The organism is Pseudoalteromonas sp. SR43-2, assembly GCF_014163885.1.
GTDB lineage: Bacteria > Pseudomonadota > Gammaproteobacteria > Enterobacterales > Alteromonadaceae > Pseudoalteromonas > Pseudoalteromonas distincta.
In genome coordinates this window covers 21,214-32,183 of record NZ_JACJED010000030.1, presented here as the reverse complement: position 1 = coordinate 32,183, position 10,970 = coordinate 21,214, and the positions used below count along the sequence as shown (strand labels likewise).

The following is a 10,970-nucleotide window of genomic DNA, read 5'->3' as shown; positions in this document are numbered from 1 at the left end:
CCTGCTTGTTGAAAACCTTGTTCAATGATTTCAGGGTCAAGAATTTCTGATAATTTTTCAAAGGTATGGTATCGGCTGCTTTCTTCAAGTGTTGCTTGCAGTGCTTGTTCTATATTCACAAAAAAATCCGTAGTTAGTTTCCTAACTACGGATTTTGCATGATCGTTTGGATCGGTCAAGCGGTCATTTTCTTAACTGATCGGCATTAGCCTATATCGGCGCCTTTTTTATGAGTTTTATCAGGCCTGTTTATCTTTCGAGGCTAAATTTGCAGCAGGCTGTTTGGTATTTAGGCAAGGCAGAGCCTATGTAGTGTGGTTATTCCCCATAAATAGGCGATAACGTAGCATAGATGCCAAACATGCGCTGCCCGAAAGGTTCTGCCTCGGGGCAATTTACTTTTTGTTGCCTACATGGATGTAGGTAAGGGGCGTGAGCAGGACGCGGAAGCTTTACTCGGTTTTTACTTATTCTTACAGGGATGTAAGTCAGTAGAATAACGCAGGAGCAGTTATCGAGCCCACTAGGTTACAAACCTCACGCCGCGATTAAATGGCCCCTAGATTGAACAAATTTTAATCCTGAAAGGTCAACAGGCCCTAGAATAAAATAAGGAAAGGAGTAGCTCTAAAATAAAAGTTTTTAAGTCATTACAGACATATTGTTATTTATGTTGTAAAGTTTGTGTTAACTGGCATTGAATTTGTATTAAATAATGCTCTCAAGGAAGGGTGGGAGTATGCAACGTTGTGTTTTACAAAACACTGACAAGCATGCGAAGAGCTAAGTTTTATAGCTCACAGCTTAAATAAAGTTAAACGCTTTCTTGTGAGAATGTTTAACTGAAATGTAGTGAAAACACTGCTTTCAGGACAGCAAATACATGTTTATATATAAAAAAAATAACATTGGGCTTTTACTTAGCTTGCTAATGCTTTTATTTGGCACAGCATGCAGCGTTACGCCTGAAATAAAAACCATTGACGAACAACCTCAAAGTAACTCGCCTGACTACGTATCAATTACAGCCCTTGAACTTGCACAGCTAAAAGATGCCGCAATGCAGTGGCAACAAGCTCGTGAAGGTATAGAGCGAATTTTAAGATTAGAAAAAGAAATAACTTACCTCGTAAATCATATTGATATTATAAACAGCAAAGCTATTGCGCAGTCTAATCAAGGGTATAGCAGCAAGTCTGTACGCTCACCACGAAACACACGTAATGTTAAATCACGCCAACAAGTTAAACAAAATTACAGTAATAAAAAACAAACTGTAAAATTAAATAAACCTAAACATGTATTTGCTTTACAGGTAGCTTCGGTTGACTCAGAGCAAGGTGTGGCTAAAGCATGGCAAGAGCTAAATACTAAAGCAGCACCGTTGTTTAGAGATAAAATATTGACTAACATAGAAACCGCCAAAATAAACGACAAAATGTTTTACAGGCTAAAGCTTGGCTCTTACCAAAACTTTAAAAATGCAAAAGCAGACTGTGACGTATTCAAACTGTACAAACTCGATTGCATAGTAAGTAACTACACTGATAAGCCGGTTAAACTTTAAAATATTGGATTATAAGATCTTTTTTGGCTTGTTTTTTGCATTGTTATTTTTACATAGTGCTAAATGGTTTTTAATCAGTTGAAACATTTTATTTTATACGTGGGATTAGCTCTTAGCCTTATGGGGTGTAGCAGTCAAAATGCTGACACTAATCAGTTAGATGATATGGTCCGTATGCAAGAGATAAAGCCTTATCTTGAACAATGGGACAGCAGTAAAGAAAAAATAAATCGTTTAAGTGATATTGAAGAAGACTTGTTAATGTTAATTCAAGCTCTTTCCGCACAAACCGATATTGATTCAGTGCCAGAGCCACTTAAAGATGATGTTAAGTATATAAAGTACGGAAGTGAAAACATTGCCCACATAGCAACAGAATCCATAGAAAGCAAAAGTATTATCGATGCGAAAAAAATAAGTTACGGTGTTCAAATTGCTAGGTATATGAATTCTAAAAGAGCTGAAGCACAAGTGCAGCGTCTACAGCAGCAATATCCACAATTAAGTGCAATTTTGCAATATCAAATAAATGCGCAAACTAAAAATTCAGTTACGCTCTATAATCTGGTAGCTGGGCCCGTTCAAACTCAAAAGCAAGCTGCACAGTTGTGCATGTTTTTTTTCAGGCTAGGAAATAAGTGTAAATTGACCACTTTTAAAGAAGGCTAAATACAAAAACAGTTTACTTGTTTTGAATATTTAATAAAAAATATATTTTTTCTAAATATTTCATGGACTCTGCCGATACTTAATGTAACCTGACTAAGGGTTAATTAAATATATTTAAGGGACAAATTATGAACAATCTTTTTACTAAAGTAGCTTTGGCTGCATCTATCACTGCACTTTCTTTAACCTCTTCAGCAGTAATCGCAGAAACAGCGAATGCAGTTGCATCTGTACAAGTACAAAATTCATTTGACTTTGAAGTTGGGGATCCAATGAACTTTGGTATTGTTCGAGTAACTAATGGTGGAGATGCTGCAGATTTTGCTTCAGTAGTACTTCCTGCATTAGCGGGGAGTAACCCAACTTATATAGCAACAGCTGGAACTACAAATACAGATGCTGAAATTAGTGTTTTAGATTCAACGGATTTCGCACCAGCGACTTTTACAATTTCAGGTGCTTCAAATTTTACAGATATACTGATCCAAAGTGTTACTGATGTAGATATGACTACGCAAGATTCTGCACCTGGCGGGCCGGGCTTTACGTTATCTGATTTTACATATTATGTAGTTGCGGGCAGTAATACCGCAGATACAGGAGCCATTGATGGCTCGACTAGTACTGTAACGACAGATATTGATGGTACGGCAACATTTAGTGTTGGAGCAACATTAACTACAGATAAAACAGTATTTACAGAGTATGGCGATGTTTCATACACAGGGGATGTTGCTGTAACTGTTGAATACCAATAAGAGAATAGTTGGGATTAGGGAATAATGTTAAAATACTCATGTTTATTGATTATATTTTCTTCATTTAGTGCTGTATCCCAAGTGACTATTTTCCAGCAGCTTAATTTTGGAACCGTGGTTGTTGCCAAAAACGAGCGTGTAAGTACACTTGAGCTATTGCCTAACGGGCGTAGTTCAAGTACCAATGACATTCATATAATTGAAGGTGGCGAGGTGGCTGAAGTATTAATTGAAAACTTTCCGCCTAGGGTACAGCTTATAATTTCTGACACCGTTAACGATATGCCACTTACAAGCACTAGTGGTGGCAGCTCGTTTATTCTTAATAAGCTATTATATAGAAATGACATAGTAACCAATGGGTTAGGAACTGCAGAGGTTCATATTGGAGGCCTAATTAGCACATCAGGTAATAACAGTGATTATTTCGATGAACAGTTTAAATCAATAATTCAAATAACAATAGAATATTAATTATTTAATAGTAAAGGACTTTACTAATGAAGCGACATTTTGTCATCGTAATTTTACTTCTACAAATTTTTTTTAGTTTCTCAACCTACGCAAATCTACTTATATCTCCAACTAGGATTGAATTTGACGATCGTCAGCGAGTCGCTAAGATAATACTTATTAATAGCAGCGATGACTATAAAACTTACCGATTAGAGTGGCAAGAAAAACAAGCTAAACAGTCGGGTGGGTACAAAACCTTAAAGGCGGTTGCTGAAAACCCAAAATCGTTAAGTAATATGATACGAATGAGCCCCTCACAAGTGAGGTTGGCTCCAGGCGAACGCCAAATTGTAAAGCTTGCATTGCGTAAACCTAAAGATCTGGCTATTAATGAATATCGCTCTCACCTTCTATTCAAAGCTTTACCCAGTGATAGTAAGGTAAAAGAAAGCGAAGGAGTAGGTGTTAATGTTAATTTTATCTTAAGTTATTCTATTCCTGTTATTTTACGACAGGGGAAATTGGCTTCCCCAAATGTACATATAGAAGAATTAAAGCTTGCGAAAACTAAATCAGGTAAAGTCGATTCTATTGAGTTTACTATGGCAAGAAATGGTAAGTATAGTTCATTTGGTAAACTGGAAGCGTATTTCAAAGCTAAATCAGATGAAAAAGAAAAAAAGGTTTCAATACTTAACGACTTCAGTATCTACCCTGAGTTAAATACAAAAAGTTTAAGTATGTCTTTATTAGAGCCTGACATGCTAACCCCCCCAGGTACTCTTAGAGTTATATATAAAGGGTTAAATAAATATAGCAAACATACTTTTTTTAATGAGGTTTTTTCTATTGATGAAAGTGGTTCTGTCACTGCTATAACTAATTAATATTGGTTATAAAAATGCGTATATATTTACTTTTTACTCTTTTACTTATAATGACACTTCCTACGTGCGCTAAAGATAGTAAAAAGCAAATTAATGTAGACGACATTTTACTTAATATAGAAAAAAAATGGGCTTTATATGAGTCATCTAAAAGTTTTGATTTAAGTAATAAAAACTTACAGATTAGTAAAAATAATAAAGCCGATGAACCTTTAGTCGGTATACCCGCAGGTGAACTATTAGTGTTATCGGCGAGATTAGATGATTTATATTTAGGCGAAATTATCGCTATAAAAAGCCCTAATAGCGCATGGATTGAGCTAAGTGGTTTTATTGAACAGCTGGATTTTGCGATTGAGGTTAATAATGAAATTAAACAAGCTAAAGGGTGGTTCATTAGCGAAGAAAATCAGTTTGAACTGGATGTTAGTTCTCAAGTTGTGAGAGTTAAAAATAATACATATTCAATTAAGCCAACTGATTATTATATTGATAATGGAGATGTTTTTATTTTAACAGAGCAGTTAAATAATTGGTTTGGGACTGGCATAAAATTAGACTTTGGTGCATTAAAGCTAGACCTAAACCCTAGCACCACTCTACCTATTGAACAAAAAATTCTTCGCGAACAACGTTCGTTTTTTTCTAACAGCAACAAAACTAATCCAACCCTTCCATGGAAAGCCAGCCCCTACAAGATGCTTTCAAACCCTGTTGCTGATATTCAATTGAGTTTGACAGCAAGTAATGCGCAAAATAATTTTTCCTACTCCGTTTTAGGTGCTCAAGATTTAGCTTATATAAGTACTGAATATTATCTTGCTGGGCAAAGTAGTGATTTATTGAGTGACTCACGATTAAGTTTTTTACGGCAAATTGAAGGTGAAAACCTGTTTAATATTAGTAATATTGAGTTTGGGGATATATTACCAGTAAGAGTCGCCGGAGGACCGAGTAGCTCTTATTCTCGGGGCCTTAAAGTTGGCAACAAACCATTAAACAAAGAAATAAATGGCGACTTAATAACGCTTAGTGGTGCAATTTCTGCTGGCTGGGATGTAGAACTATACAGAAATAATATTCTGATTGATCAACAGCTAAGCCTAGCTGATGGACGATATTACTTTGAGGATGTCGAGCTATTATTTGGTGCTAATACATTTGAGCTGATTTTTTACGGTCCACAAGGGCAGATTGAGCGAAAATTAGAAGAGTTTATTATTGATGGCAATAGTCTGAACAAGGAAGATGTTTATTATGAATTATCACTTACTCAGCAGAGTGACAAATTATTAGAAGAAAATGTAAATAATGATAGTGGCTGGTTGTTGTCTGGACGTTATGAGCAGGGAGTGACTGATTATTTATCTATTTATACTGGGGGGACTAAATTGTTTGATGTTGATAGGCCTGATGAAGAGTTAGATTCTTACACATTTGGCAGTAACCTTAGTTTGTTAAATAAGTATTTGATAAATTTTAGCTATAACAGAAATAGCGAAAGTGAAACAGATTTAGGGTTGTCACTTCGAACTGAATATAATGAGCAGTCATTACGATTTGGAGTTACAAAATATTCAAGATTAACAAACAGCTCCGTTTATCCAAACCACTTAAGTGATAACCAATCAATCTCATTTAATATGTCAGGGAGTTTAATGCGTAACTCTTTTGGCAGTATCAATTACCAAAATAGTTTTTATAGCAACGAAGTCGATGAAGGAAATAATTCGTACACATTTGGTAATATTCTAAATTATTCACTAGCTGGCTTTAGTATAAATAACAACCTTCAATTCAGTCATTTTAGTAATGACACAGATGACACTTTTTTTGGTCGAAGTATATTACAAAAACGTTTTGGATCACTAGGTACTCGCTTTAGTTTAGGTTATTTAATAGACCCTGATAGCGAAATAACTGATTATGAAGTTCAATTAAATCGTTACTTTTTCAACTTTTTAGATGGTGAGTTAAAATTGAAAAAACAATTAACCTCTGGACTGAAGTCAGCTGAATTAGGATTAAATTGGTATACAGATTCTTTAACTTTATATAGCAGTATTGACTACAACTCTAAAGATGAGTGGAAAGTTGGCTTATTTAGCCGCTTTAGTTTAGGTTATGATAGTAATAATAATGATTATTATATTAATAAGCGCAGCTTGGTTAATAATGGCTCGTTACTGGTTCATGTGTATATTGATGAAAATAATAATGGTATTTATGACAAGGGTGAAAGAAATCTCGAAGGAGTAAAAGTTAAAGGTTTACAGAACTACCGAAGAGCAATAACAGATGAAAACGGTATGGCTTTATTATCTGGAATGCCGGCTAATTTAACCACCGACATAGTGATTGATTCTGACAGTATTAGCGAGCCTTTTTTAGTTGCCGCCAACGATGGTTTTTCTATTACCCCCCGTGCAGGTTTTGTTGAATATATGGAAGTGCCGCTCAATCATAGTAGTGAGGTTGAGGGTACTGTTTATAAACAAGGTGAACAAGGTACCAGTGAGGTGCAGCCGTTCGCCACGATTAAATTACTCGATAAACAAGATAAACAAGTGGCGCAAACACAAGCTGCTTACGATGGCTACTACTTATTTACAGATTTAAGGCCAGGCCAATATAAGGCCGTAATAGATGATGAGTTTAAAGAGCGAAAATCTTTAAAAAACACACAAAAAGTAACTGTAAATTTACCAGCGCAAGGCGAGGTGGTGATGGGCGTAGACTTTGAACTTAAAGAAAAAGCACAAACGCCAGCGTATATTGCTAATGCAGGTGATTTTTCATCGTTGTCAATTATGAAAGCGTATTACCAATTGATAAAGCGTCATTTGGATGAACAATCAAGGCGTGATGCGTTTTATATCAAAGATAACGAAAAAAATCGTTATACTTTAGCAGTTGCTTATGCTGATTCAGAGCAAGAAAAACTTGAGCAGGTATGCAATAAATTAACTGCTAAAGGACTAAACTGTAAAATTCAAGCGCAACTTATCAGCCACTAATACTAACAAGGTTTAACCATGTATCTCATTAGTTTATCTAAACACAATTTAGTAGCTATGACCTCTCTCGTAATGATTGTTTTATCGGGTTGTAGTAGTACAACAAAACCAAGCGAACTAGCAGCGATAAATCAAAAAGATACACGAGTTTCTGCAGACGAATTGGCGCAGTTAAAAGCTTCTTCTCAGCAATGGCAGTCTGCAAAAGAAGGAGTTGAGCGGTTGTTAATAATAGAAGAAGATTTAAGGTTATTAATAAGCCAACTTAATGCAGTGGTAAAGGAAGAATCCAACTCAAATGAGGCAGAGAAAACACCAATAGTTAGTCCGCTAAAAAAAATAGAAAAAACACCCCAAATGCTATCGTCTTCAGTAATAGCACAAGCAGAAAAACCAGTATTAAAAACTGAAGTTGATGAAACCAATAAGGTAAAAAAAAGAACACCAGCCAGCAGCGATAAAGCTGAATATATACCTTCGACAGCACGGTATGCACTACAAGTTGCAGCTGTTACAGATAAAACGCGCTTAAAGCAAAGCTTAAATGAAATAAAAAACAAAAGTCCAGAGCTATTTCAGGGACCATTTATCGCCAATATAGAGAACGTCGACATTGGTGGTGTGACCTTTTATCGTTTAAAGCTGGGCGCTTATGAAACCCAAGCTAATGCAAAAGTGGGTTGTGATAATCTTAAAAAACGAGAGATTAATTGTGTAGTAAGCCATTACACGCAAGCGCCATTAAATAATTAGGCATAATAATTGCTTCGTCTTAATTATGTTTTAATGAGGATGGCAATTATGCGCCTTTTACTGCCTTTATTATTTTTAAATTTAGCTGCTTGTAACTTGGTGCCACCGCCAGAACCAAGTGTGCCTACAGATGCACCTAAAGCGGCCATGGCTCCTTTTACAGTTAATGACTATGTAGTTAATTTAACGTCGCAACTTAACCACCTAAACGGAGCATTAAATGCTAATGCACGTGTTGGCGTTAGTAGCTTCTTTTATGCAGATGCACTAGATACAAAATTAGTGACAGGGCAGGCCTCAGGCTTAAGTCAGCAGATCCAAGAAAGTTTGCTTACACAATTTACTCAACTAGGTTATCACACCGTTGAGTACAGACTTGGGAATAACCTCTCTTTATCAGAAAACTCAGACAGTATTTTAAGTCGCGATTTAAGTAAATTACGTAATCGCCAAAATATTGACTTAGTTATCACCGGCACAGTGACTCGCCAGCAGCATGCATACATAGTTAATGCAAGGCTTGTGAATATAGAAAATAAACAGGTGCTCTCTGCGGGAAGTACCGAGATCCCAATTAATGTAATGTGGGGCAATGAGAAAATTCAGCAGCGTGACGGACTTTTATACCGAAGCGAATACTAATTTGGAGCACAAAATGAAAAACCTATTAATTACATTATGCTTACCACTGGGCTTTGGTTGCTCTCAAATACTAGGCACAATGAATACAGACACCACAACACCACAAAGTGAGCAAAGCAACCAACTGGTGAGTAACCAACGCGACGTTGCAGCGCCTGTTTCTGACGATAACTTATTTCAGTCAGGAATGGCTCCACAAGATAACTACACAAAAGCAACACCGTCAATGCGCAAAAATATTAACCATTATGTGCGTGGTATAATGCAAGACATGGTTGAAAACTTACAGTACGTAAGTGAACAAACACCGTTAGCTGTTTCGAGTTTTGTTTTTTTAGATGAAGACTACAACGATGGTAGCTTACTAGGGAACCAAATTGCAGAAAGCTTCATGCATGAATTACACAGTTTTGGTGTACCCGTTATTGATTTTAAAACAACTGATTATATGCGTGTTACCTCAACAGGCGACTTTGTATTTAGTCGCGACTATTTAGAGCTAAATCAAGATCAAAACTTTAAATATGTACTTGCCGGTACGCTAGTAAACCATCAAGGTGGTGTACTTGTTAATGCACGTATTGTTGGGCTAGAAAGTAAGGCCGTAGTAGGTTCTGCACAAGGGTTTATTCCACAGTCGGTTGTTGATGCGCTTAATAGTAGTTATCGCACTGATGGCATAATGTTAAAACAAGCAAGCAAGTGAGATAATTATGTATAGTAAATTATTTAACCGCTTTATCGTTTTTTTTGCTTTAGCTAATTTAACTGGTTGTGCCTTTACTCAAAATAGTGAAAGTGCTGAAATTAATACGTCTTCAACCACACAAGTAAATTATGACCTAGCAAGTATACTTAAGATAGCCGAGCAAAAATCAACTCAAGACGATGCTAACGGCAATCAATTTACACCACTTCAGCACCATAAAACACTTGTGAACTATGTAGAGCAAATGGCGCTTGATTTGGTTGATACGCTTGAATTTGAAAGTGATACCGACACCAATATTAATATTGCTGTTACTACTTTGGTCGATCTTGATTCATCGCTTACTAAAAGTAATCAATTGGGTAATCAAATTTCTGAAACGTTAATTCATCAGTTACAAAAGTTTGGTTATGGCGTGGTTGATTTTAAAACAACCCAAACAATAGATGTAAATAGCCGTGGTGATTTTGCTTTTTCGCGCGATATTGAAAAGCTTAGCGAAGAGCATATGGCGAGCCATGTATTAGCGGGTACATTAATTTATCGCAATGATGCTGTTGTTGTAAATACACGTGTAATTAACGCGCATACAAAAAAAATTGTCGCGAGTAGTCGAAAACTAATCCCAATTTATGTACTAAATAAAGAAGATATATACTTATCAAGCAATTAAGTTCAGTTGTCGCTTGATATAAAAAACCAGATGCCGTTATAATTCACACCTCTAAGCACACAGCTTATTTGTGGCCTCTTAGTTAAATGGATATAACGGCCCCCTCCTAAGGGGCAGTTGCAGGTTCGATTCCTGCAGGGGCTACCAATTAAATCAATGAGTTATATTTTAACTTCCCTTCCTTATACTTTGTGTATAGCGTATATGTAGTAGTGCTGCACTTTTTAATTAAAGGCGTTTAAAGCTTCTTGCTCACATTTTTCACGCTCTGAAACCATGGCTTCAAAGTCGGCTTGAATTTGTGCTAGAACAGTTGGTGGGTTAAGTCGTTTGATTCTTTTAAATTGAATGCTTTCTTCTTCATCATAGGCGAGTATTGCTAAAGTGATTTTTTCGCGTTCAATACCATTTGAAAATATTCCTTCGGCATCTAATTGTATGAGCACTTTTTCCATTGTCGTAAGCCATTGATGCCAATTATCCATTGCTTCTATATCTGATTGAAACAAATCAATGCTGTCTTCTAGTTTTTGGCACTCTAGAGTTGTTTCATCAAAGTATTCGGAATAATCCTCAAGCATCGGGTAGTCTTCTGGATTCCATTTAGCCATGTAAAAGCTACTTACATCGTTGTTGTACTCTGCTTCAAATACTTTTTTTAAATCTGATAAAGTATTAAACATTGGCAGTAGTGAGTAGCTACCTGTGTGGTAAAAGCCCATTACATAAAGATCGTTACCGTATTTTTGTATAATGTTTTTAAATGCTTTTTTGGTATCTTGATAAAGTGTTTTTTCGAAGTTTTTAGTATCTAACATGAGTTCATTATTTCTTTTATT

General features: G+C 36.0%; 11 protein-coding genes and 1 tRNA gene. 11 read left to right on the top strand and 1 reads right to left on the bottom strand.

All coding sequences use genetic code 11. The annotated features are described in order from the left end of the window. The first annotated feature begins 883 nt into the window (after positions 1-883). From H5120_RS19130 to H5120_RS19080, 11 genes are all read left to right on the top strand, one after another. Positions 884-1,567: an SPOR domain-containing protein gene (locus tag H5120_RS19130; RefSeq protein ID WP_182675786.1), complete on the top strand. Its 684-nt coding sequence runs from the start codon at positions 884-886 to the stop codon at positions 1,565-1,567. A gap of 63 nt (positions 1,568-1,630) precedes the next feature. Then, positions 1,631-2,236 (top strand): SPOR domain-containing protein, encoded by a 606-nt coding sequence (locus H5120_RS19125; protein WP_259397855.1) that lies wholly within the window; start codon positions 1,631-1,633, stop codon positions 2,234-2,236. Between the two features lie 128 nt (positions 2,237-2,364). Continuing rightward, positions 2,365-2,994, top strand: coding sequence for a DUF4402 domain-containing protein (locus tag H5120_RS19120; RefSeq protein ID WP_182675785.1), 630 nt, complete (start codon positions 2,365-2,367; stop codon positions 2,992-2,994). Between the two features lie 24 nt (positions 2,995-3,018). Then, a complete protein-coding gene (locus H5120_RS19115; protein WP_024598737.1) occupies positions 3,019-3,468 on the top strand; it encodes a hypothetical protein in 450 nt (149 codons plus the stop codon). A 26-nt stretch (positions 3,469-3,494) separates the two neighbouring features. Then, positions 3,495-4,337, top strand: a complete 843-nt coding sequence (locus H5120_RS19110; RefSeq protein ID WP_182675784.1) for a molecular chaperone — start codon at positions 3,495-3,497, stop codon at positions 4,335-4,337. A gap of 14 nt (positions 4,338-4,351) precedes the next feature. After that, entirely contained in the window at positions 4,352-7,354 is a 3,003-nt protein-coding gene (locus H5120_RS19105) for a hypothetical protein (RefSeq protein ID WP_182675783.1), read from the top strand. 18 nt (positions 7,355-7,372) lie between these two features. After that, entirely contained in the window at positions 7,373-8,107 is a 735-nt protein-coding gene (locus tag H5120_RS19100) for an SPOR domain-containing protein (protein ID WP_182675782.1), read from the top strand. Between the two features lie 48 nt (positions 8,108-8,155). Further along, positions 8,156-8,749, top strand: a complete 594-nt coding sequence (locus H5120_RS19095) for a FlgO family outer membrane protein (RefSeq protein ID WP_007583140.1) — start codon at positions 8,156-8,158, stop codon at positions 8,747-8,749. A gap of 13 nt (positions 8,750-8,762) precedes the next feature. After that, positions 8,763-9,455, top strand: a complete 693-nt coding sequence (locus tag H5120_RS19090; protein ID WP_182675781.1) for a FlgO family outer membrane protein — start codon at positions 8,763-8,765, stop codon at positions 9,453-9,455. 7 nt (positions 9,456-9,462) lie between these two features. After that, positions 9,463-10,131: a FlgO family outer membrane protein gene (locus tag H5120_RS19085; protein WP_182675780.1), complete on the top strand. Its 669-nt coding sequence runs from the start codon at positions 9,463-9,465 to the stop codon at positions 10,129-10,131. A gap of 72 nt (positions 10,132-10,203) precedes the next feature. After that, a tRNA-Arg gene (locus H5120_RS19080) sits at positions 10,204-10,278 on the top strand. Between the two features lie 77 nt (positions 10,279-10,355). On the opposite strand, the gene H5120_RS19075 is transcribed toward H5120_RS19080, so the two are convergent. Continuing rightward, positions 10,356-10,949, bottom strand: a complete 594-nt coding sequence (locus H5120_RS19075; protein ID WP_024598731.1) for a DUF4303 domain-containing protein — start codon at positions 10,947-10,949, stop codon at positions 10,356-10,358. Positions 10,950-10,970 lie beyond the last annotated feature (21 nt).